A 22,918-nucleotide genomic window follows, 5' to 3' on the forward strand; every position below is an offset into this window, starting at 1 on the left:
GCGGCCATGAAAAATCTCATCTTATTTTTGCTATTTTTTTTAAGCTTTTCCTCTTTTGCTCAAACCGTAAAATTCAAAAAACTTAGCTGCCGTTCTTTCGATCAGAAGGCACTGATTGAAGTCATTTTTCCAAAGCTCATTGATCCCATGAATCCATTCATTGGCTTCCCAGAAATATGGGTGCAAGTAACGATTCAAAAAGATGGAATGGATTGGATCTATAAGCGCGATAAAGTTCTTATCATCCCTGAGTTTTATCCACCTGGAGTAGAAATGAAGGGGCAGTCATCTGATTCTCTTTACATCAAACTTCACCCGGAAATTCATTTGAATAAATATACAGGCTCTTATTATGGGCAATTATTTGTAAATGATCATGAGAGTGATCGTCGTGCCTATTTTCGTTATATGGACACTGATATGGGCCCGGGTTTAACTTGCACAGATAGTTTATAATTTTTTATTTTCATGTATAAAAAACTTTAAGAACGAAAGGGTCAGAATTGTATATTCGGTGATGAATGTACGACTCTGAACTTTCGGAGTTTCTTTCTCCTTATCCATCCAGATTCTACACATTTGACTCTCCCTTATTCTCTCCACAAAAACGTTAAGAAAATGTGGAATTCGATTTTGGGCACCACTTGCCTCTCTTAAGAAGCAAAATACTCTCCGGCAACATCCTTCCTATCCAAACATTAGCATCCAATGACGGACGCTTTTTACACCAAGGAAGGAACATGAATAAATTTTTGATTCTCATGTTGATGACGTCTCTACTAAGCGTCTCATGTAACAAATCGGGTGACGGCGGAAGCTCAAGCGACGAAACTCAAACTGCTCCTGTTACCGGCGATGACAGTACCGGAACAGACACAAGCGGTGGAGATGATACGACCTCTACTCCAGCACCAACACCTACTCCCAATGTCCCGGCACAGGCCCTGACATTTAGTACAAACGTCGAATTATTGAACTTCAACACTGATCAAGCGGCCAAATACAACGAGGCCATTGAACTTGTGAAACTCGTTGTGGGGACAGAAGAGTTCAGGAACAAAGTTTTAAACCATACTTATAATGGGATAAAACAGTTTGCGGATAATGGAGGCAAAACAAATGCTCAAATTTACCAATCAATTCTAGATGCCGCCGAAAAGCTCTACCCTGCCAAGAACAACCGTATGGATCTCGAAGTTGAGCTTTACTACGCTAACAATACAGTGGTCGGTTATACCAACGGTTCAACAACTCAGATTTGGGTAAATACAAAGTTCTTCAACAATTACAAAGTAAACTCTGTGGCCGGTAACTTGTTCCATGAGTGGTTACACAAATTAGGCTACGGTCACGACTCAGCGGCGACAGCGAAAAGACCTTACTCAGTTCCATACGCAATTGGCTACATCATGGCCGATATCGCTCAGGACTTCATGTAATCAAACTTTAAGGAGAACAGTATGAAACATATTTTAATGAGTTTAGCTTTAGTATTTTCTGTATCAGCTTTTGCAGACATTGATGAAGGAAGTGCCGTTAATATTCAACCCAAAGCGGAGAGAGTTGAGGCATCACGAACCTGCTTCAATGAACTTCAGAAATTAGGTTGTGGTCACCCCAAAGATGATGCTGATCACTTCAGAACCTGCATGAGTGAAGTTTATACGAGTCTGGATTCTGGATGCCAAACAATCATGAAAAGACTCTACGGTAAATAAAAGGAATAAAGTGGGGACGAATGTCCCCACTATTTAATGTGAAGTTTGACCGTCAAAGAGTGATAGATATTTTCCATAGCCCATCTTTTGCATGTCCTCGAGAGGAATGAATTTCAAGGCAGCAGAGTTAATACAAAATCTTTTTCCACCCTTATCTTTCGGGCCATCATCAAAGACGTGTCCTAAGTGACTGTCACTGGTTTTACTTCTCACCTCAGTTCGTTCACCTAAAAGACTGAGATCAAGTTTTGTCTCAACAATCTTGTCATTAATCGTTTTGGTAAAGCTCGGCCAGCCTGTGCCAGAATCATATTTGTCCAAAGAGCAAAACAGTGCCTCACCGGTCAATCGATCTACATAAATTCCAGGTCGCTTGTTGTCCCAATATTCATTTTTAAATGGTGGCTCAGTCGCAGAATCTTTCATGACGGCCCGCTGTTCTTTCGTCAGCGGTTGAGCTTTCCATTGTGCATGAACACCAGGGGCGCTTATCAGACTGAAAAGTAATAGTAAGGTTTTATTCATAATTCACCTCCCATTCATTATAACCGAGTGGCACCTTGTTTGCTCCTAATTTTGATACTCAAAGGAGGCCTTATGAAAAGAACGGCAAGCGCTCAATGGCGCGGAAATCTTAAGCAAGGAAAAGGATCAATTAATACAGAAAGCGGGGCAATTTCTAATCTTGCTTATTCTTTCTCAAAACGTTTTGGAGAAGAGCGAGGGACTAATCCGGAAGAATTAATCGGGGCCGCCCACTCAAGTTGTTTTGCCATGGCCGTATCAGCGGAACTTGCTCAACGTAATCTTCAAGCCGAATTAATCGACGTGCGGGCCACAGTTTCATTAGAAAACGTTTCTGGTGCCTGGTCTATACCTGCAGTCCATCTAGATGTTTCGATTGAAGCAGCGAATGCTAGTCGTGCGCAAATTGAAGAAGCGGCCAATTCGGCAAAGGCCAACTGTCCCGTTTCAAAACTCTTGAAAGCGGCCGAGATCACCATGAACCTGAATCTTGGTTCACAAGATGCGGCGACTTTTTCGTAGGACACTACTGATGCAAAATTTCTACAAGGATTTCCGTGAAAGAAAAATAAGTGGCAATCCCAAGGATTACAGTAAAAAAACATCTGAGAGGGGTGACTTTAACTGGGCTGCGTTTGCGTTTCATGGGTGATCTTATCGTAGAAACACTTGGCACTTTTTAATAAAATTTTGGATTTTTTTCAAATTCCAATTGGAATGGTCCCGCTTTTGCGGGACCAACAATGAATGAATTAAAAGAATTTAGTCATCGAAATAGTTAGAGATTCATCATTTGCCTTCGCATACTGTCCGTCCTCGGATGGAGTTCCAGTAGCATAGCTAATCGTTTTTCTGTTAGTGTTCGTGTAGAGAAACTCATAAACAAATCCACCAGTTTCTTTGAACTGTAGGCCTACGTAATAGTCCCAATAACTCGTAAAGCCCACCCCACTCCAGGTGCCACTGGCATTTTGAGTTCTTTTGGTTTTACTTTGTTCGTTTCTGCCGAAACCTCCAATCAAACTGTATTTGCTATCGATGTCATAAAAGCCAGATAGGCGAAGATAATGTGAAACAGAGTTATAGCCAAACCAGTTGGGCAGATAATTATATTCAAAGGCAAGGTTTTTATAACCAAAGCTTGTTGAGTATTCGAAAGCAGAAATTTGTGATCGATCAATAAACTCGTAACGATTTATGTAAAAATTGGCGGCAATCTCACCCAACGCTTTTTTATAGCCAATAGTAAGATCCATCTCTCTAGTGCTATCGCCTTCATATAGTGTAGGTTCAGCGAATTTTAAGTTAGATCCAAAAATATTTCCCCAAACACCTGACGAATGTTCGTAATTCGCCGAGGCCTGGATTGCTGGATTGTTCTCAGTGAAAGAGATCCCTCGCCAAATGTAGTTTGAGGCAAATTTCGCATACCCTGTAATGCCTGCACTAAATGCAGATGTACTCATTAGTAAAAACGAACCCGCTAACCAACGCATCATTTAAAACCATCCTTTAAAGTTTTTTTAATGATGTTATGGCAAGCCTGGGTGAATTTACGTACGGAAAATTCTGCCTGCAATTGAAAATACCTAACACCCCTCTGAAGATTATTAATAAAAATTTTAAATGATATCACCGACTTTTTTACTGGAGAATATGTGCAGAATTATTCGATTAAGATGAAGCTGGCAGTGCCAATTATCATTACGGCTTTTCTGGTATTGGCGATCATGACTTATTTCATTGGTTCACATACCTGGAATAACTCGAAGCTATTCGCCATTGATAAAACTTCCGCGATGGCGGAGGCCTATGGAAATAACATGAAGGCCGAACTTCAAAAAAGCCTGGATATTGCTCGTGGTATGGCACAGGTTCTTGAGTCCCTTCGTGCACATGGTGGCAACAATCGCGAAATTATCGAGAAAATGATTTTGGATATTCTACAAAAAAATCCTCATCTCATTGGATCATGGACAGGCTGGGAAGCAGATAAATGGGATGGAAAAGACTTTCAATACGTGAATGCTCCTTACCATGATAAAACAGGACGCTTCATTCCATATGCTAACTGGGAAAATGGGAAGCCTACTCTTTCCCCTTTGCTCGAATATGATGTTGCAGGAAATGGCGACTACTATCAAGTTCCGAAATCACGTCTCAAAGAAACCATGATAGATCCATATCTTTATAAGATTGGCGATGAAATGGTACTTATGAGCTCTGCAGTTGTGCCAATCATTAGAAACGGTGAATTTCTTGGGGTGGCCGGTGTAGATATGGGGCTAAAAGAAGTTCAAAAAGCAGTTAATACCATCAAACCATTTTCAACTTCAGAGTCGTACCTTGTAAGCAGTTCGGGAAAATTCGTATCGCATCCTAATATTGAAATGATCACCAAGGACGCAAAATTTCCTTTCGAACAAGAAAAATTTGCCAAGGCCATTTCGAGTGGTGAAAAACTTGTCTTGTTTGGAGAAATTGAGAACGATCAAGAATATCTATACGTCACGAATTCTTTTAAAATTGGGAACACTGACGAATATTGGACTCTCATTGTAAGAACTCCGACATCAACTGTTCTGGCAGACGCTAAAACAATGCTATGGACCCAAATTCTTATTTCAATTGTTGGACTTTGTATTCTATTCGGAGCAGTGATCTTCCTTTCTCGCTATATCTCAAACTCAGTAAGTAATCCTTCTAAAGAACTGAATGATTCAAGCAGCGAAGTTACAGCAGCAATCCAGCAATTAACTGTGGCAGGGCAAAATCTTTCACAATCTTCAACTGAAGCTGCTGCTTCATTAGAAGAAACCGTCGCATCTCTTGAAGAACTTACATCTATGGTGAAAGTTAACACTGACCACGCCAAAGAGGCCGCAAGACTTTCTGGCGAGACACATGAAATCGCAGGAAGAGGTAAAGAGAACATTAGTAAGCTTATTGCATCGATGGAATCAATCAGCCAGGATTCAAAGCGAATTCTCGAGATCATCACAGTGATTGATGATATCGCTTTCCAAACCAACCTCCTCGCACTCAATGCAGCAGTAGAGGCCGCTCGTGCCGGTGAGCAAGGAAAAGGGTTTTCTGTGGTAGCTGAAGCGGTAAGAAATCTTGCTCAACAAAGTGCCACTGCCGCTAAAAATATCAATGAGCTTATCAAGGGTAGCGTTGAGAGAATTGAACAATGTAGTCATCAGTCGATTGAGAGTGGTGAAATTCTCAGCGAGATTCTTATTGCCGCCAAGAAAGTTTCTGAGATTAATGCTGAAATTTCGAGCGCCTCACTAGAGCAAAGTAATGGGATCGCTCAGATCAGCACGGCCATGAATCAACTCGAGCAATCTGTTAACAGCAATGCTTCTTCTTCTGAAGAAATTGCTTCGACAGCTGCAGAAATTAGCTCACAAGCTGAAATCATGAATAATGTGGTAAATGTTCTGAATGAAGTTGTGTATGGTAAAGATGAGTCTTCTTCTTCCAAAGTATCTGAGACCCGCCAAGAATCTGCTTAAATTAAATCCAGCTAGAGTCCGACAAACGGACTCTAGCTTTAAATTTTTCACAATTTCTTAAGATGTCCTCTTCATTCTTAATCCCTAACTCACTGATAATCCATAAATAAAATGAGCCTAAAACTCAAGAAATGAACATCCTTGCCCACCCCTAACTCATTGAAAAGAAAGTCATAAATGTGTCGATAGGTAAGTGAGGTCAACTTATGGGTCAACACGCTTTTGTAAAATTCCTAATACTCTTTGGAGCATTCGTTACTCCAATCCTTAATACTTTTGCCTCAGATCTCTACATCATTCGCGAAAACATTTTTGAAGAAGAATCGGGATCTGCCAAAAAGAAATACATTCTTAAATTAAAACCAACTACGATTCAAAAAATCAAAGAGCTTCCGCCAACGACTGTTATTTATCTTGGTGAAGGTGAAGAAAAACAAAAACTCGCTCAAAAGAAAAAAGATCCTTATCCAGCAAAAATCGATTTTAAATACTCTAACTCATACGTAAGAGTTGATGGTACCGACGCGAATGCCAAAGGCTATATCAAGTCTGACAATGCTCCTGGATATCATGTGCTTTGGACCCCTTGGTATAATCAAACTTGGGAAGCGCAACTGGGACACAGCTTCGCTTTCTATGACATGGGAAATTCCAAATCAAGAACCATCACAAATCCTAAGCAGGATCAGCAAAAATTCTATCTCGCCGCAAATTACCGACTGAATGATTATTGGAAACTTAATTCTGAATTAGGAACCAATAAGCAGTTCTTCTTCAAAGCGGTTGATAATGAAACGATTAAAATTGAAAGCGTACGAGTTCCCTACATTCAGTTGGGAGCGAGCTACTCAATGTACAAGAACGCTCTTACTCATATTGATCTGAAACTGGCGGGCCGTTATCACCTTCCCTTTGAAAGCGATGTGTATGAAGGAACCGGAATCGGGACAGTCGGATCCGTTTATATGGAACATAAATTTAAAAAGGTGAACTTCTCAGGGGAAGTTTTCTACTCGCAAGATAAATTCGATACGGATGAAATTGAATTTACTCGTGCAGAAGTTGGTTTAGTACTAGGGCTTAAATTTTACTTTGGAGAAGAAGTCTAAAAAAACATGAAGATATTAATTCTTCTTACGTTTTTATTTTCGTTGGCCGGTTGTATGCCAAATCCGGTCGGGGGCTCAGGCTCCGAGGGGAACTTTGACTCTGAATTCCAGCCTTATAACTCTTCACCAAGAAATTTTAGTATTACTGCCCTTACACCCGGAGACGCGAGCGCGACTGTTTCATGGTCAAGCAGTCAGAACGCCGACTCTTATGAGATCCATTACCGTTCAGCATCTGTTCTCACATTTACAACCATTGATAATGTAACCTCTCCCTACACTATTACAGGCCTAACAAATAGTCAGACCTATCTGGTTATTGTGACTGCGAAGAATGAACGTGGTTCAACTAACTCACAAAGTTTAACTGTTACCCCGACAGATAATATCGTGGTTGTTCCGGGCTCACCTGTCGTGAGTTATGCAACTTCGGCCGGTAAGACGATGGATTTTGGCAACACCATGACCGTGGTGCCTTCGCTTCTTAATAACAATGGTGCTTCAATTACAAATTGTACAAGCACTCCCGCCCTTCCGGCCTGGGCAACTCTTAATCCGAACACTTGTGTGATTTCTGGTACGCCTACAGCTCCGATGGCGGCAACTTATAGCATTCGTGCGACAAACGCAGCAGGAACATCATCTCCTACATCGATCACACTGACAGTAAGTGCACTTGTTCCGGCCATCAGTTATCTTGGGGCTCTCAACACATCAGGTGCTATTGATGTGCCAATGGTTGTTAATCCAACGCTTTTAAACTCTAATGGTTCAGCGATTACAAGTTGTACGAGTTTTCCGGCCTTGCCAACTTGGGCAAGTCTTCATCCTTCAACTTGTGTGATTTCTGGAACTCCTGATGCACCTCTTACTCTTACTTCATATTTAATCACGGCCACCAACTCGATTGGTCCTTCAATTGGTGCCACGGTATCACTGGAAGTTTCGGCCGGAATTCCTGTGTTAAGTTACGCAGCTGCATTAGGAACAATGAACTTTGTAGATTCACCGATGACGGTGACTCCAACTCTCCTAAAACTAAACGGCTCAGCGATTACAAATTGTGTGAGTTCACCAACACTTCCGACTTGGGCGACACTTGATCCTAATACATGCGTGATTACAGGAACGCCTGATTCGACACTGTCTCCAACCACTTATTCAATCGTTGCTACAAACTCTATAGGTGACTCGGTTGGAGCAAATGTAACGTTAACTGCGATTGCTTTTAATTGTCCGGTTGGATACGCCGAAGTACCTGCGGATGCAGCTCTTGGCGTGAATCGTTTTTGTGTCATGATGTTTGAAGCGAGAAATAATTCCGGTGCAGTTTCAGAGGCGGCCGGAACTCCATGGACAAATATTTCGTTAGCTAATGCTAAGACGGCCTGTACGGCGTTAGGTTCAGATGATGATCTCATCTCAAATCCTGAATGGATGGCCATTGCTAGAAACGCTGAAACAGTGGCAGGTAACTGGTCAACAGGTTCTGTTGGAACCGGTCTTATGCCAAGAGGTCACTCGGACAACAATCCTTCAAGCGTTTTAACTTTAAGTAATACTGGTGATGATTATTCAGATACTTTGGATACATCTGGATCAGCTTGGGAGCAAAAAAGAAAAATCACGCTTTCAAATGGCGCAGTCATTTGGGACTTGAGTGGTAACGTTTCAGAATGGGTCGACTGGAGAACTACTTCTGGTCTACAAACAGGACCAACAAATTGTTCAGCTTCTACTCAGGAACTCGCTTCAGTATCCTGTGCAGGACTTGCATCAAATGATTATCTTCCAAGCAATGGTTCCCTGAACTCTTCAAATGGAATTGGTAGATTTATTGGTGGGACAAGTGGTGCCCCTGTTCGCGGTGGTTCATGGAATGACTCGGATATCTCAGGTCTTTATTCAATCAATTTAGGTCTGGCTTCAATTGCACATTCAAATGTGGGCTTTCGTTGTGTGAATCGTCCAAAGGCCGCAGATGCTCCAGGGCTTAGCTTTGCTGGTGCAACGGGAACTACAGTCTTAGTGGGCGAAATGATGTCTATTCTCCCAACCACACTTGATGCAAATGGTGCCGCCATTACAAATTGTACAACGACGCCGACACTGCCTTCGTGGGCATCGATTAATCCATCGAATTGTGAAATCACAGGTACACCGACGGGAGTAATGGCACCTACAAGTTTTGATGTCGTTGCCACTAACTCAGTTGGTGATTCAAATATTGCTACAATTACATTAACGGTAAACGGAGCAGTTCCTGTTTTAAGTTACGTTGGTTCTCTTGGTGGAAACGGGGCGGTCGGAATTCCAATGACAGTTTCGCCAACTGTTCTAAGCGGAAATACTCTCGCCATTACAAACTGTACAAGTTCTCCAGCGCTCCCAGCTTGGGCAACATTGAATCCTACAACTTGTACAATTTCAGGTACTCCTGATTCATTCTTACTTTCAACTGTCTATGATATTTCCGCTCATAACTCAGCTGGAGCTTCAGTTCCGGCCAGCATCACTCTTAGTGTTGCGGCAGCGGCCCCAGTATTAAGTTACAGTGGTGCAACCGGTGTCATTGGAAGTGTTGGTGTGGCGATGAGCATTTCACCTACGACGTTAGTAGATAATGGAGCCGCCATTACTAATTGTACGGCGTCGCCAGCATTGCCTGTTTGGGCGAGCATTAATACTTCAACTTGTGTGATCTCGGGAACGCCAACGGGAATTTTGCCGGCCACGACGTATACGATCACTGCCACAAACTCGGTTGGCTCAAGTAGTAGTAACGTGACATTTAGATCTAACCCATCAGCTCCAGCACTTAGTTTTGTGGGATCAACTGGAACAACAATCAATTATGGAAGTCCACTAAGCGTATCACCTTCACTATTAAATGCGAACGGAGCCGCCATCACAAGTTGTAGCATTTCTCCGGCACTTCCAGCGTGGGCAACGATCAACTCTTCAACTTGTATTATTTCAGGAACGCCAACTCAAGCACTCGCGGCCACAACATATACGGTAAGGGCCACAAACTCTGCGGGACAATCAGCTCCAGCGTCTGTCATTCTAACTGTGAATGCACTTGTTCCAACCATCAGTTACGCCGGAGCAACTGGAACAACAAGATCAATTAACTCTCCAATGAGTGTGGCACCAACAACCTTACAATCAAATGGTGCGACCATTACTAACTGTTCGGCCTCACCTGCGCTTCCAGCTTGGGCGACTTTGAACCCAATTACTTGTGTTATCTCGGGTACACCGAATGTCATGATGGCAACTACAACTTTCACAATTACGGCCGGTAACTCCGCGGGGACATCCGATGCAACAGTAGACCTAACTGTAATCGCAGCAGTGCCAACTATCAGTTACGCGGGAGCAACAGGAACAATTGGATCAATTGGAACTGCAATGTCTGTTTCTCCAACGACATTGAATAATAACGGCGCCGCAATTACCAATTGTTCGATCACGCCAGCACTTCCAGGTTGGGCAACTATTGATCCAACGACTTGTGTGATAGCAGGTACCCCAAATGCTTCTCTGACATCAACCACATATTCAATTATTGCGACGAACTCAACTGGTAACTCAACTGGGGCAACTGTCACTCTTCGTGCCAATGCGGCCGTACCAACTTTAAGTTATGTGGGCTCGACAGGAACCACCATTAACTACAATACTTTGGCAAATATTGCGCCAACGACACTGAACACTAATGGTGCGGCGATTAGTAGCTGTACAAGTACTCCTTCACTTCCCGCTTGGGCAATTTTAAATCCTACAACATGTGCCATTACCGGTATTGCCACTTCAGTTCTTCCGGCAACAACTTATACAATCGTGGCCAGAAACTCTGTTGGTTATTCGGCAGGTGCAACTCTTACTCTTCAAGTAAATGCCACTCCACCAACTTTAAGTTTCGTAGGATCTCTTGGAACAAGTGGTGCAGTTGGTGTTGCGATGAGTGTATTCCCAACATCACTCATTACAAATGGTGCGGCGGTCACAAATTGTACCAGCACTCCTACGCTACCAACTTGGGCAACTCTTAACCCGATCACTTGTCGAATCACGGGTACTCCGGATGCCGTACTACCGGCAACTATTTTTAATATTGTTGCGACTAATTCTGCAGGTGATTCTGCAAGTGCAGCAGTTACATTGACGGTTGATGCTTCAGCACCTTCATTAAGTTATTCAGGAGCAACAGGAACGAATGGAATTTTTGGGGCGCTAATGACCGTGGCCCCAACTCTTATTTCCGATAATGGTTCGACCATTACAGCTTGTACCAGCACTCCGGCGCTTCCGGCCTGGGCAACACTTGATCCAGTGACTTGTGTTATTACAGGTACGCCAAATGCTTTTCAAGCTGCGACGTCATATTCAATCCAAGCAACAAACTCAGTTGGCAATTCAGCTACGGCTACAGTAACTCTTTCTGTAAATGCGGCACCTCCGACGGTTAGTTACGCGGGTGCGACTGGGACAACTGTTAATTTCGGTACTGCTATGAGTGTTTCACCTACCACACTTATTACCAATGGTGCAGGGATAACAAATTGTTCAACCACTCCTGCTCTTCCTACATGGGCAAGTATCAATCCAACAACATGTGTGATTTCAGGAACACCAAACGCAACTCTGACAGGAGTTACATATGCGGTGACGGCGACCAACTCCGCAGGCAGTTCAACCGCTGCCAACGTAACATTAACGGTGAACGCCATCGCTCCTAATTTAAGTTTTGCAGGTGCCACTGGAACTATTGGTTATGTCACACTACCGATGACAGTAAACCCGACGACTTTAAATCCTAATGGTTCTCCAATTACAAATTGTTCCGTCTCCCCTGCTCTTCCGGCCTGGGCAACACTTAACACAACAAATTGTGTGATCTCAGGTACGCCGGACGCAACCATGTCAGCAGTAACATATACTCTGACAGCGACCAATGCTATCGGTTCATCGGCCGGAGCGAATGTCACTCTATCAGTTGAAACAGTTTCAGTTCCTGAATTAAGTTTTGCAGGATCAACAGGCACAACCGGGATGGTTGGATCTCCAATGACAGTTGCCCCAACAAATCTCGATGACAACGGTTCTCCAGTTACAAGTTGTAGTATCTCGCCAGCACTAAGCGGCGGGCTTGTTATCAACAATTCAACTTGTATTATCTCGGGGACACCAACTGCTCTCCTGGCCGCCACAACTTATACTGTAACTGTAACAACAGCTATAGGGAATGCCTCAGATACCGTCACTTTAACAGTGAATGCAGGTATACCAACTCTGAGCTATTCAGGTGCAACTGGTACCACTGTTAATATCAATACTGCGATGACAGTAGCTCCAACTCTGTTGAGCAATAACCAATCGGCCATTACAGCTTGTGCGGCGACTCCTGCTTTACCTGCATGGGCAACTCTTAACCCTACTACTTGTGTAATTTCAGGAACGGCCAATACTGTTCTTCCGGCAACGACATATTCAATTATTGCAACTAATGCTATTGGCAATTCAATTGCTGCCTCAGTTTCTTTAACTGTAAATGCTTTGGTACCAACCATTAGTTATGCGGGGGCGACTGGAACTTCGGGATCTGTAGGTACGGCAATGAATGTTGTTCCTACGACGTTACTTTCGAACGGTTCGGCAATTTCAAACTGCACGACTTCCCCAGCGCTTCCAGCATGGGCAACACTTAACACATCTACCTGTGTGATCTCTGGAACACCAACGGCCCCTATAGGTTCGACTACATATAATATCACCGCAACCAATGCGATTGGGAACTCAACAGCCGCTTCAGTAAGTTTAAGTGCAACTTCTGCCCCACCACTTATCAGTTATTCAGGAGCGACAGGGACGACTGTTAACTTTGGCTCTGCTATGACAGTTACGCCAACAACTTTACAGAACAATGGTTCAACCATCACTAGCTGTAATAGTGCACCGGCACTTCCAGCTGGACTCATAATTGATCCTTCAACATGTGTTATTTCTGGAACCGCCACTGTTGCCGTTTCTGGAGCGAATTATTCTATTACGGCCGCTAACTCTGCTGGTAGTTCAGTCGGAGCCACAGTCACTTTAACAGTGAACCCATTAGCACCAACTTTAAGTTATGCAACTTCTGCAGGGAAGATAACAAATATTCACTCCGTGATGACAGTGACGCCTTCAACTCTAAGTACTAATGGTGCTTCAATTACTGGATGCACAGTTACTCCGGCACTTCCGTCTTGGGCAACACTCAACACTACAACCTGTGTTATCTCAGGAACACCTGATGCTATTTTAAGTGCAACAACTTATTCAGTGACCGCAGTTAACAGCGTAGGACCTTCTGCATCTGCTTCCGTTACTCTACAAGTAAACGCAACTGCTCCAAGTATTAGCTACCTTGCTTCAGTTGTAAAATTTGGTGATGTCGTGAGTATTGTTCCAACTTTGGATAACAATGGCTCGGCCATCACTAACTGTACAGGAGCTGGCCTTCCAGCGTGGGCAACTATCAATACATCGACCTGTGAAATTACTGGCACCCCGAATGCTGTTGCTCCTCTAACCGTTTACGGAATAACTGTGACTAATGGTATTGGTAGCACTTCTACTAATCTTTCTTTAACTGTTACAGAGAATGTTCCAACTCTTGCTTATGCAGCAGGAATTAAAACGGGAGTTTATGGACAGGCCATTACGGATATCATTCCGTCTACTCTATTGGCCAATGGTGCCACGGTTACAAGTTGTACAAGTGATACTGCTCTACCAACTGGCTTAACGATTAATCCAACGACTTGTGTAATTTCAGGAACACCTACTGAAGTTGCTGACAACAAAATTTACAAAATTGTCGCCCATAACTCTGGTGGTGACTCTCCAGAAGTCAGTATCACGATTGATATTAATCCGGGTTTGCCAACTTTAGTTTACCCTTCAACAATGGGAAAACTAAACGAAGCAATTACTATAACTCCGACTACTTTCTTATCAAACGGTGATACCATCAGCTGTTTGGCACCAGGGCTTCCTGCTTGGGCAACGATTGATAGCAATACGTGTGTCATTACCGGCACACCAACTGCCATCATGCCTTTGAGCGATTTCACGGTAACAGCCTCGAATGCAGCAGGTTCAAATAACATTACTCTTCAATTTGGAGTCGGTGCAGGTAAACCAGTTATTGGTTATGTTGATTTAAGTGGTGCTGTTGGCGTTCCTTATTTACTGACGCCCACAACATTGAATGATAACGGTGGTCCAATAACAGCTTGCCTTGTAAGCCCTTCACTTCCAGCATGGGCAACTATCAATCAAAACACCTGTGAAATTAGCGGTATTCCTAACGCTGTGATTGGGCTTCCAGGAGCAACCTACAGTGTTGTTGCTCGTAACAGTGGTGGTGACTCGGAACCAGTTAACATCACTCTATTCATTGATGCTTCAGCACCACAGTTAGCTTATGCATCTAACGTGAATGGATTGTTCGGAGATACAATAACTATTTCACCTACTATTCTCGAAGAAAATGGTGCTGCCACAACCTGTTCAGTTGCGCCTCTACCTGCGACTCAGCTTCCTTTATGGGCGACCTTGGACGTCAATACTTGTGTGATTACTGGAACACCAGACGCCACGTTTACAGCTCAGATATCAATTATCGCGACCAACACAAAAGGATCAGTGACCGCCAACTTTGATCTTAATATTTCGCCCAAAGTTCCGGTCATTAGCTATAGCCCAACCACATACTCAATTAACTTTGGAGAAAGTTTAAATATTACTCCAAACAGTATAATAACTAATGGATCGAACGTTACTGCGTGTAATGTTTCGCCAGCTCTTCCTGATGGATTAATTATTGATGCCAATACTTGTATCATCTCAGGGACGCCAATAGTTAGCCAACCTGCCACCAATCATTCAATTATAGCAACAAATGCCGGTGGAGATTCTCTTGCTGTCACAATTTCCATTCGAATTATTCCTCAGCCTCCAAGTTTGAGTTATGTCTCACCGAGTAATGGTAAAATTGGAACGAGCATGACAATCAATCCTGCAAGTCTAGTTACTAACGGAGCTGCAATTACTGCTTGTACTAGTAACCCTGTATTACCTGCTGGTCTATCTATTGATCCTACCACTTGCGTAATCTCTGGTATCCCTCAAGTAGAAGTTAATGGTTATTATGATATAACGGCCGCCAATTCGGGTGGAATTTCTTCTGCCGCTAGTCTAAATCTTATTATTGATCCAGATGCTCCTCAAATTAGTTATCTAAATTCTCCAGGACTTCCTGCTTATCTGGACTCTCCAGCGAAAATATCTCCAACGATTTTTGAAGATAACGGTGATCTCGCGACGTGTTCTATTTCTCCAGCGCTTCCGATCTGGGCAACGCTCGACCCTAATTCTTGTATCATTACAGGTTCTCCAACTGCGGTAGATATTACGGGAACATCTTATACAGTGACCGCTACGAATAATTTTGGTTCGACTTCAACAACATTCGAACTCTTTATTCAAGTTTGTCCGACAAACTATGCAGAAGTTCCGGCCGATTTAACACTAGGTACAGAACGTTTTTGCGTGATGAAATATGAGGCAAGAAACGATGGTGGAAAACCATCCGCACAACCGAATCTAAGTCCTTGGGTCAATATCACGGTTGGAGATGCGAAGGCCGCATGTCGCTCTCTAGGGTATGATAAGCACTATGACTTAATCTCGAACGCAGAATGGATGGCCATAGCAAGAAATATCGAGGCGCGAGCAGCAAACTGGTTTACCGGCATTGTAGGTGGGGCCAATAATATGCTTCCAGTAGGACACACTAGCGTAGTTGAGCCTGAGGATGAAAATGATCCGTACGATCCGATGATCCTTAATGTCTTAAGCACTGACCCGTACGACCAAACTACAGCGGCAATCGTTAGTAACATGCAAAGAGGTTGGGAGCAAAAGCGAACGCTAACGATCAATACACCAGGGGGCACAGATGAAATCTGGGACCTCAGTGGTAATGTGTGGGAATGGGTTGACTGGGATCGTAAAACGGGACTACAGAAATCACCTATGTGTAAATTTGAAGAAGAATTCACTGATGTAGATCCTAATCTCTGCGAAAGTGGGCCAGGCATTGCAACTCTTAACAATGAGGACTTCATGCCCCTTGACCCTGGTCTTACATCTGATCACGGAGTGGGTTTATTTATGGGTAACACCGAACCAGGAGTTGTATCTGACGATGCCTTTGTTGTGCGGGGTGGAGACTCTGCCATGGGCTTCGTTTACATTGGTAACAACCCAAGTGCTGGGGCCATTGATGAGCCACCTACTGCCGGTGTTTACACAATTGGTATGGAGGAGGACGCTTTGATGACCGAAGACATAATCGGGTTCCGCTGCGTCTTCCGTCCGGTTGAATTTGTTGATCCTTAAGCATTAAGTTGTTCACGTCCCATATGCTGAACACCTTTATGAATGCGATGGAGATGAATTCCAAGATAAATATAAAATAGACCCATCATAAAAAATCCCATCGCCGTCCACAGAACAATGGTCGCGGCCCCGAATATCAGATTCGTGAGAATCATAAACGAAAAGATCACTCCTAAAATTCCTGAGAACAAAGGCCAGCCCCATCCTTTAAAACCTGAATCTCGCAGTTCACTTCCTCTAAAAATAGCAGCGATACTTCCAAACAAGATAAAGAACCCTACATACATAGATAGAGCAATCGCCGCAATATCCATCCGCATGAGAAGTAATCCTCCAATGAGAATATCCAGCACTCCACCACCTGCGTACCAACCCCAATTTTTAAGAACATCTCTATTTCCCATAGAGGACACAATTCTGAGCACACCAGAAACAATAAACATCAATGCAAAATAAAGCACTAGGCCAGCATAGCTAGTAATAGGATGCCCCATAACAAAAAGACTCATTAGAATAAAAAGCACTCCTAAGACTTCAAAGGCCCACCATTTTCGAAAAGAGTCATTAAAGCTAATTGAGTTCATAAAGCCTCCTTAGATAAGCCCATTTAATCCCTGTTTTTTATGAATGAGGATTCAATAAATCTTAAAGAGCTGAGTAAACGAGAAAACGAGTTTACTCTCAAATTTTGAGCCTCTAAGATGAAGTATGAGAAAAACAACTCTTCTAATTGGTAATACAGATGGGATCGGTGCCGAAATGACTTGTGAGTTGTTGGGCCAGGGTCATCAGGTCATTGGGATTTCCCGGAGTCCATCCAAGATTTCTCATCCTAATTACTCTCATATTCAACTGGATGTTGCGGCATTAAATTTCCGAACTAACTTAAGTGAATGCCTTCAATCAATTTCGAAGTTGGATCTTTGCATCTATCTCGCTGGAATTGGTCAGGAGCTTAATCTTTCTGATTTAAGATCTGAGACCAAAGTATTCGAAGTAAATCTCATGGGTGCAGTCATTGCAACCGAACTCGTTTTAGAAAAAATGCAGACTCAAAACTCCGGACATTTTATCGGGATCAGTTCATTAGGTGACATGCTCATTTCTCCAGAATCTCCCAGCTATACCGCTTCTAAGATCGGACTCTCCCGGTATTGGGAAGGGCTTGGTCTAGCACTTAAAAAGAAAAAATCGCCCCTTAAAATAACCAATGTCCGATTTGGTTTCGTAGATACGAAGATGGCAAAAGCTCCGGTAAGGCCTCTGCAAATCTCACGCAAAGAGGCAGTGATGTTTCTTCAGGATGTGATTGAGCGTCCGAGGATTCGTGCCTCAAAACCCAAACTCATGATTCCACTGGTTGGCATGGTAGGATTGGCAGCAAAATTAAAGGTAATGTTTGAATGATGAAGACCACTCAAAAGCTAGTTAAAGCAGCAGATCGTTATATTGAAGCCAATGGAACCAAAACCTTTTATCTAAAAGCAGTGGAACTCCTTCAAAAAGCAGATCTTGTAAAAGAATTTCAATTTGAGGAATTAGTCACAGCTAGCTTGAAGAAATCGTTTAATACCGTCCAGAATTTTTCAAACTTTGAATTTAGTGATCTCCCCATCACAATCGCCCGTGGGAACCACTGTTTCATTGATATTTACTTCTGGAGAAGACGCCCGACGGTAATTCATAATCACCATTTCACCGGGGCCTTCCAATGCCTTCAAGGCAAAAACCTTGATTTAGAATTCAAATTCAAAGAAAAAAAGAAACTTGGGAAGTATCACGCCACGGGAGAAGTTGAGATTATTAAGTCTCATATGATTGGACCGGGACACATTCAAGCAATTGCACCTCTTGATAAATTTATCCATCAAAACCATCATCATGCGGATCTGACAGTCAATCTATGTTTCAGGACCTCAGATGTGCAAAAGCAGCATTTGTCCAATTACCTATTCTCTGGACTTCGTTATGAGAAGAATCCTAAACTTCTGGCCCGGGTAGAGCGTCTGTTTCGATTTACTAGTTTGGGTGAATTCAATCCAAAAAAACTGGAACTTGATATCGATGATGCCTTAAGTTTTCTCATAAGCACCGAAGGCCTGGAGACTCAAAATAAAAACTTCCTGAGACTTAGGGAGCTTTTAGCAAAAAGAGTCAAAAAGGAAACCGGACTAAATATCACTAAACTCTTCGATCTGCACGAAACGCAGTTGGACAAAATCCAGGAAGAGTACGAGTAAAATTTAGGACTCATTAAATTTACAATGATGCGTTAGTGATGGAATCTCCCTCCACTTCAAAGGAGATCTCATGAAGTTTCTATTCGCCCTACTGTCATTGATTTTAACTTCTGGTGTATTTGCTCAGGACAATCAACAAAGAGACGCTGAGGCCATTGCCCAACTAATGAAAGTGACTAAATACCTGGCCGATTCTGATCTTCGTTGTGCCAAGGCCACTGACTGTAAGCTTATTCCGGTAGGAGCGAGGGCCTGCGGAGGACCAAGTGGTTACATGATTACTTCTCAGTTAAATGCAAACATGACAGAACTTGAATATCTGGCCGCTCAAACAGAAGCTAAGCAAGCGGCCTTCAATCGCAACTACAATATTATGTCAATTTGCTCTCTGATCATGCCACCAGAACTAAAATGTATTGCGAGTTATTGCCGTTAATCAGTTAAACATTCACTACCAACAATATATTTACCCTGGAGCCATTCTTTAATTTCAAGAGCTCCGGGGTCTTTCATCGCTGATAATTTTTTAACGTAATCTTGCTTAATCTCTTCCGAAAGGACATCGATCCCCTTCTCTAAGAATTCCAGTCGATGTTCTAAAACAAAATTTGAAAATTCATTTGAACAAAGCTTTCGCACTGATCTCTCAAAGGCCGCATCAGCTTCTTGTCCTTCTAGAACAAACTTTGAAGCAAGATAGGTAATTTTAGATAGCTCAGGCTGATTCATCATATTGAAGCCAAAGGCCTCCGTCTCCGCAAAGGCCTCTGCACTTCTTCCCGAGAAAGGTTTAAGCTTCAGAAATTTGCAGTTCTTAGGTCCATCATTGGCAAAAAGATTTTCCCAGATAAATGGTTTGCGCTTAAGGAGCGAAGTCACTTCAATTAAATGTTCGCGATCAATCACTGGTGAGATCACTTTAGGACCAGTCCATGCCACAGAAACATCGAGTGGAATTCCATCGGCGATCTTTTCTAAATATCGCTCCGGCATCTTTCCAAACACTTTTTCGAGAATTGGATCAGGTGTGTAGTAACTTGGACAAAAAACAATTCTTTGATGAAATGATTTTTGAATAATTTTTAAGGCCTCAATTTGAGTTTCTGCCAGATGATCATTCGTTGGCATATCATCAAAAAATAAACCAAGGAGATCAATTCCTAATTTATTGAGAATTGAAAGCTTCGATTCTAGATGCTTCTTGTCTTCTTCAGAAAGTGTTGTGCCCAATCCAAAAGGGCTAAAACCAACCCCAAATTGAATACCAAACTTTTTGAAATGGTCTTTCATATTTTGAAGTTTTTGGAGGTAGGACTCGTCCCAAACTTCTCGCCAGGCCTTACGTAAATGAGGATCCTGCTTAGGTGCATAGATATAAAAACTGCCCCCATAGCGCCCCATAAACTCAGCATATGAAAGTCTTTTGTCTTCCGGCCACGCTGGTCCAAAAAAGCCTTCAACTACCCCAATATTCCTCATAAAAACTTCCTAACCAACTAAAATTAAACAATTTTATTCTGGTAAAAATTGCCTCTTAAAAAAAGTATTCCTACAACCGATCCGGATTTTATACTTATCGCACATATTAACATCGTACGTATTTATACTTATCACCGGGACAACATGAGTGCTATTAAACCTGCCTATCTGACCTACGCCCCAGATTACGAAACTGTGTTCTATAACAGTGAGCTATTGAGGCTGAACCTTTCAGATGAACTCGACTCAGGTGATCTCGATCGTGCCTTTAATATTATCACGGAATCGGTAGCACACACCTTGAATTCAGATCGTGCCAGCATCTGGCTTTACGATTCTGATGGTAAATTCATTATTTGTAAAAATCAGTATAACCGCGATGAGAATCAGCATAGCAGCGGTCAAAAACTTGAGACCGCCCTTTACCCGGGCTATTTTCGACTTCTTCGAAGTGAAAGAGTTGTGGCGACATTTGATGCTCTAAATGATCCCGCCACCAAAGAATTTAAGCAAGACTACACTATCCCTAACAAAGTTAAGTCCCTCCTGGATGTCCCCATCAGATTAAACGGAAAAAGTATTGGTGTCGTGTGCGTAGAGTTCACAAAAGCAATGCGTGAGTCTACTGAGGCCGAAAAAAGTTTTGCGGTATCTATTTCAAACATTACGGCAAAAAGCATTATGGCAAGTGAACGCATTCAAGCCCTCGAAGACCTGGCCTCAATTAACTATCTTCTAGAACGATCAGTTGAAAGTAAGACCAAGGAACTGGAAGAGCAAAAACAAATCACCTTTCATGCTTCTAAAATGGCGGCCCTTGGTGAGCTGGCAGGTTGTATCGCTCACGAAATTAATAATCCTCTGACTGTTATTCTAGGAAAGGCCTTTATCATCAACTCCATAGCCAGAGATAATAAGATTCAAGATGATATGTTTCAGACTTCGGTGGACTCCATCATACAAACATCTGAACGCATCAGTAAAATCATGCGTGGACTGAAATTTTTTTCCCGCGAATCAAATCAGGACGAGATGGCCCCCGCGAAAGTCTCGGACATTATCGAAGAGACTCTATTAATGTGTCGGGCACGTTTTAAGATGCACGACTTTGAAATTAAAGTCATCAATCCAAATCCGCAGATCGAAGTTAAGTGCCAGAGCGTGAGTATTTCTCAGGCCATACTCAATCTTCTCAATAACTCTTTTGATGCCATCCATGACAAGTATACTCGTTGGATCAGGCTCGAGGTCGAAACCACATCTGATTTTGTCGACATTAAAATCATCGATTCAGGTAAGGGCATCCCTTGCGATCTAAAAGAGAAGATCTTTAATCGCTTCTTTACTACTAAACCTGTCGGTAAAGGAACTGGTCTGGGTCTCCCCATCGTCTCCAGCATAATGGAGAGACATAACGGACGGATTTTGATCGATGCTGATTGCTCGAATACCTGCTTTGTCTTGAGACTTCCACGCGAATGACCCATTCTTGATTGGGTAAATCATTCTCCTGCGTAAAAAGTTTCATAGCTTACGCACTTCTATGACTGGTTTGAAACTTGCAGTTTCCACTACATCGGTCTAACAAGGAGTGATTATGATTTGGACTTTATTGGTAGGACTTGTTGTAGGCGCCCTCGCAAAATTTCTTATGCCAGGTAAAGACCCGGGCGGCATTATCATTACAATGCTCCTAGGTGTTGCTGGCGCGCTTCTCGCAGGTTTTGTAGGTAGCCAACTTGGCTGGTATAGAGAAGGCGACGCGGCGGGATTTGTAGCGTCTGTGGTAGGGGCCGTTATCCTCCTGGCCATCTATCGCGCTTTCATTGGAAGAAGACGACAAATTCCTTCACATTAAAAAAAAGCCCAGCATGCGCTGGGCTTTTTTTATATCCTCTCTAAAAACCACTCTATAGATTGCTTCAAAACTTCCTTGGATACTTTGGACTCAACATCGCGATTAATATCCGAAAGCTTTTTACTAACAAGGACCTCTCTCCAGGCATCATCCGCTTCATACATTACAGCGGCAATGGAACAAATCGGAAGCCGACTTTTTTTCTCCTTCACACCGCAAGGATTATTCAGACGAATTTCCTGACAGTTGAAAGTGCTTTTACGTCCTTCAATTGCTTCAACGATTTGAAGTAGATTAATCATCTTCGGGGAACGGCCCAATTTGTATCCACCCTTGGCCCCCCTACTCGTAATTAAAATTCCTTCGTTCGCTAATTGCTGAAGTGCCTTGGATAGATATTCCTTAGGCACTCCATGAAACTCGGCCAATAGAGCAGCTGGAACAATGACATCGTCAGGCATGCGCGACAAGACAGACATGCAATGAAGGGCCCATTCGACTTGATTTCCTAAAATCATAGACCCGCTTTCTCTAAACCGTACATTTTATCAAGCGAGCCTGGTACCGATCTGAAAGCAATGGCAAAGCGATTCCAGGTATTAATCGTGGTCACTGCCATTGTTAATTCAACCAATTCTTTATCTGAAAAATGCTCTTTTACTTTTGCATAGATTTCATCCGGTACATGATTCTGACTAACAAGGGTCAGAGTCTCTGCCCAAAGAAAGGCCGCTTTTTCTTTATCCGTAAAAAGTGGTGATTCTTGCCAGCCAGCCAGATGATGCAAACGGAGTTCTTTTTCACCATCGATCTTCGCCTCTTTGACATGCATATCAATACAGAAAGTGCAGCCATTAATTTGAGAAACTCTGAGATCAATGAGATGAACGAGTTGCTTTCCAAGAGAACTTTCTTTAACCAACTTACCTAGGTCGGCAAGTTTTGCGAAAGCATCTCCAAACTGAGGATAGTAATTCATACGATTTTTCATAATGTTACCTCTCTATTCAATTCG

The 22,918-nt window shown here is 42.8% G+C and carries 17 protein-coding genes and 1 pseudogene; 12 read left to right on the plus strand and 6 right to left on the minus strand.

Annotated features, from left to right (window positions below):
- Positions 1-6: 6 nt before the first annotated feature.
- The 3 genes from SOO65_RS20335 (at position 7) to SOO65_RS20345 (ending at position 1,718) form a co-directional block, all read left to right on the plus strand.
- Positions 7-456 (plus strand): hypothetical protein, encoded by a 450-nt coding sequence (locus tag SOO65_RS20335; RefSeq protein ID WP_321395007.1) that lies wholly within the window; start codon positions 7-9, stop codon positions 454-456.
- Positions 457-740: 284 nt separating this feature from the next.
- On the plus strand, positions 741-1,439 hold the full coding sequence (locus tag SOO65_RS20340) for a hypothetical protein (protein ID WP_321395010.1): 699 nt from the start codon (positions 741-743) through the stop codon (positions 1,437-1,439).
- Positions 1,440-1,460: 21 nt separating this feature from the next.
- Complete coding sequence (locus SOO65_RS20345) at positions 1,461-1,718, plus strand: hypothetical protein (RefSeq protein ID WP_321395012.1); 258 nt, start codon at positions 1,461-1,463, stop codon at positions 1,716-1,718.
- A 33-nt stretch (positions 1,719-1,751) separates the two neighbouring features.
- Here SOO65_RS20345 and msrB read toward each other — a convergent pair whose 3' ends face one another.
- The gene (msrB, locus tag SOO65_RS20350; protein WP_407677027.1) at positions 1,752-2,144 is read right to left on the minus strand and encodes a peptide-methionine (R)-S-oxide reductase MsrB; all 393 of its coding nucleotides are present in this window, start codon (positions 2,142-2,144) and stop codon (positions 1,752-1,754) included.
- A gap of 171 nt (positions 2,145-2,315) precedes the next feature.
- Here msrB and SOO65_RS20355 point away from each other — a divergent pair, with 171 nt between their 5' ends.
- Positions 2,316-2,765: an OsmC family peroxiredoxin gene (locus SOO65_RS20355; RefSeq protein ID WP_321395019.1), complete on the plus strand. Its 450-nt coding sequence runs from the start codon at positions 2,316-2,318 to the stop codon at positions 2,763-2,765.
- A gap of 230 nt (positions 2,766-2,995) precedes the next feature.
- Here the strand turns inward: SOO65_RS20355 and SOO65_RS20360 are convergent, their stop codons facing one another.
- Positions 2,996-3,742, minus strand: a complete 747-nt coding sequence (locus SOO65_RS20360; RefSeq protein WP_321395022.1) for a TorF family putative porin — start codon at positions 3,740-3,742, stop codon at positions 2,996-2,998.
- 348 nt (positions 3,743-4,090) lie between these two features.
- Here SOO65_RS20360 and SOO65_RS20365 point away from each other — a divergent pair.
- From SOO65_RS20365 to SOO65_RS20375, 3 genes and pseudogenes are all read left to right on the plus strand, one after another.
- Positions 4,091-5,764 (plus strand): annotated as a pseudogene (locus SOO65_RS20365) (methyl-accepting chemotaxis protein); the annotation flags it as partial.
- Positions 5,765-5,970: 206 nt separating this feature from the next.
- On the plus strand, positions 5,971-6,873 hold the full coding sequence (locus tag SOO65_RS20370) for a hypothetical protein (protein ID WP_321395027.1): 903 nt from the start codon (positions 5,971-5,973) through the stop codon (positions 6,871-6,873).
- Between the two features lie 6 nt (positions 6,874-6,879).
- Complete coding sequence (locus tag SOO65_RS20375; RefSeq protein WP_321395030.1) at positions 6,880-16,326, plus strand: putative Ig domain-containing protein; 9,447 nt, start codon at positions 6,880-6,882, stop codon at positions 16,324-16,326.
- Here SOO65_RS20375 and SOO65_RS20380 read toward each other — a convergent pair.
- Positions 16,323-16,910, minus strand: coding sequence for an HdeD family acid-resistance protein (locus SOO65_RS20380; RefSeq protein WP_321395033.1), 588 nt, complete (start codon positions 16,908-16,910; stop codon positions 16,323-16,325). The two genes, SOO65_RS20375 and SOO65_RS20380, sit on opposite strands and share 4 nt — an antisense overlap.
- A 124-nt stretch (positions 16,911-17,034) precedes the next feature.
- Between SOO65_RS20380 and SOO65_RS20385 the strand changes: the two genes are divergently transcribed.
- The 3 genes from SOO65_RS20385 to SOO65_RS20395 all read left to right on the plus strand — a co-directional run bounded on the left by SOO65_RS20385 (position 17,035) and on the right by SOO65_RS20395 (position 19,002).
- Positions 17,035-17,733 carry an SDR family NAD(P)-dependent oxidoreductase gene (locus tag SOO65_RS20385; RefSeq protein WP_321395037.1) on the plus strand — a complete coding sequence of 233 codons (699 nt, stop codon included), beginning with the start codon at positions 17,035-17,037 and terminating at the stop codon, positions 17,731-17,733.
- On the plus strand, positions 17,730-18,566 hold the full coding sequence (locus SOO65_RS20390) for a hypothetical protein (protein WP_321395040.1): 837 nt from the start codon (positions 17,730-17,732) through the stop codon (positions 18,564-18,566). Before SOO65_RS20385 ends, SOO65_RS20390 begins: the two co-directional genes overlap by 4 nt.
- A 70-nt stretch (positions 18,567-18,636) precedes the next feature.
- On the plus strand, positions 18,637-19,002 hold the full coding sequence (locus tag SOO65_RS20395) for a hypothetical protein (protein ID WP_321395043.1): 366 nt from the start codon (positions 18,637-18,639) through the stop codon (positions 19,000-19,002).
- Here the strand turns inward: SOO65_RS20395 and SOO65_RS20400 are convergent.
- Positions 18,999-20,045: a beta-N-acetylglucosaminidase domain-containing protein gene (locus SOO65_RS20400; protein ID WP_321395047.1), complete on the minus strand. Its 1,047-nt coding sequence runs from the start codon at positions 20,043-20,045 to the stop codon at positions 18,999-19,001. The genes SOO65_RS20395 and SOO65_RS20400 overlap by 4 nt on opposite strands.
- Before the next feature lie 144 nt (positions 20,046-20,189).
- Here SOO65_RS20400 and SOO65_RS20405 point away from each other — a divergent pair, with 144 nt between their 5' ends.
- Positions 20,190-21,527, plus strand: coding sequence for a GAF domain-containing sensor histidine kinase (locus SOO65_RS20405; protein WP_321395049.1), 1,338 nt, complete (start codon positions 20,190-20,192; stop codon positions 21,525-21,527).
- 115 nt (positions 21,528-21,642) lie between these two features.
- The gene (locus SOO65_RS20410; protein ID WP_321395052.1) at positions 21,643-21,903 is read left to right on the plus strand and encodes a GlsB/YeaQ/YmgE family stress response membrane protein; all 261 of its coding nucleotides are present in this window, start codon (positions 21,643-21,645) and stop codon (positions 21,901-21,903) included.
- A 29-nt stretch (positions 21,904-21,932) separates the two neighbouring features.
- On the opposite strand, the gene SOO65_RS20415 is transcribed toward SOO65_RS20410, so the two are convergent.
- Together SOO65_RS20415 and SOO65_RS20420 are read right to left on the minus strand one after the other, a co-directional pair.
- A complete protein-coding gene (locus SOO65_RS20415) occupies positions 21,933-22,421 on the minus strand; it encodes an RrF2 family transcriptional regulator (RefSeq protein WP_321395056.1) in 489 nt (162 codons plus the stop codon).
- Positions 22,418-22,894: a carboxymuconolactone decarboxylase family protein gene (locus SOO65_RS20420; RefSeq protein WP_321395060.1), complete on the minus strand. Its 477-nt coding sequence runs from the start codon at positions 22,892-22,894 to the stop codon at positions 22,418-22,420. The genes SOO65_RS20415 and SOO65_RS20420 overlap by 4 nt, the downstream gene beginning before the upstream one ends.
- Between the last annotated feature and the right edge of the window lie 24 nt (positions 22,895-22,918).

It is taken from the genome of Peredibacter starrii, assembly GCF_034259205.1.
Taxonomy (GTDB): Bacteria; Bdellovibrionota; Bacteriovoracia; order Bacteriovoracales; family Bacteriovoracaceae; genus Peredibacter; species Peredibacter starrii.

What these genes read in the sequence shown, in the direction of transcription:
- SOO65_RS20380 (WP_321395033.1), bottom strand. Translation starts at nt 16,910, where the DNA reads ATGAACTCAATTAGCTTTAATGACTCTTTTCGAAAATGGTGGGCCTTT.
- SOO65_RS20420 (WP_321395060.1), bottom strand. Translation starts at nt 22,894, where the DNA reads ATGAAAAATCGTATGAATTACTATCCTCAGTTTGGAGATGCTTTCGCA.
- SOO65_RS20405 (WP_321395049.1), top strand. Translation starts at nt 20,190, where the DNA reads ATGAGTGCTATTAAACCTGCCTATCTGACCTACGCCCCAGATTACGAA.
- SOO65_RS20390 (WP_321395040.1), top strand. Translation starts at nt 17,730, where the DNA reads ATGATGAAGACCACTCAAAAGCTAGTTAAAGCAGCAGATCGTTATATT.
- SOO65_RS20370 (WP_321395027.1), top strand. Translation starts at nt 5,971, where the DNA reads ATGGGTCAACACGCTTTTGTAAAATTCCTAATACTCTTTGGAGCATTC.
- SOO65_RS20335 (WP_321395007.1), top strand. Translation starts at nt 7, where the DNA reads ATGAAAAATCTCATCTTATTTTTGCTATTTTTTTTAAGCTTTTCCTCT.
- SOO65_RS20340 (WP_321395010.1), top strand. Translation starts at nt 741, where the DNA reads ATGAATAAATTTTTGATTCTCATGTTGATGACGTCTCTACTAAGCGTC.
- SOO65_RS20360 (WP_321395022.1), bottom strand. Translation starts at nt 3,742, where the DNA reads ATGATGCGTTGGTTAGCGGGTTCGTTTTTACTAATGAGTACATCTGCA.
- SOO65_RS20410 (WP_321395052.1), top strand. Translation starts at nt 21,643, where the DNA reads ATGATTTGGACTTTATTGGTAGGACTTGTTGTAGGCGCCCTCGCAAAA.
- msrB (WP_407677027.1), bottom strand. Translation starts at nt 2,144, where the DNA reads ATGAAAGATTCTGCGACTGAGCCACCATTTAAAAATGAATATTGGGAC.
- SOO65_RS20395 (WP_321395043.1), top strand. Translation starts at nt 18,637, where the DNA reads ATGAAGTTTCTATTCGCCCTACTGTCATTGATTTTAACTTCTGGTGTA.
- SOO65_RS20415 (WP_321395056.1), bottom strand. Translation starts at nt 22,421, where the DNA reads ATGATTTTAGGAAATCAAGTCGAATGGGCCCTTCATTGCATGTCTGTC.
- SOO65_RS20355 (WP_321395019.1), top strand. Translation starts at nt 2,316, where the DNA reads ATGAAAAGAACGGCAAGCGCTCAATGGCGCGGAAATCTTAAGCAAGGA.
- SOO65_RS20385 (WP_321395037.1), top strand. Translation starts at nt 17,035, where the DNA reads ATGAGAAAAACAACTCTTCTAATTGGTAATACAGATGGGATCGGTGCC.
- SOO65_RS20375 (WP_321395030.1), top strand. Translation starts at nt 6,880, where the DNA reads ATGAAGATATTAATTCTTCTTACGTTTTTATTTTCGTTGGCCGGTTGT.
- SOO65_RS20400 (WP_321395047.1), bottom strand. Translation starts at nt 20,045, where the DNA reads ATGAGGAATATTGGGGTAGTTGAAGGCTTTTTTGGACCAGCGTGGCCG.
- SOO65_RS20345 (WP_321395012.1), top strand. Translation starts at nt 1,461, where the DNA reads ATGAAACATATTTTAATGAGTTTAGCTTTAGTATTTTCTGTATCAGCT.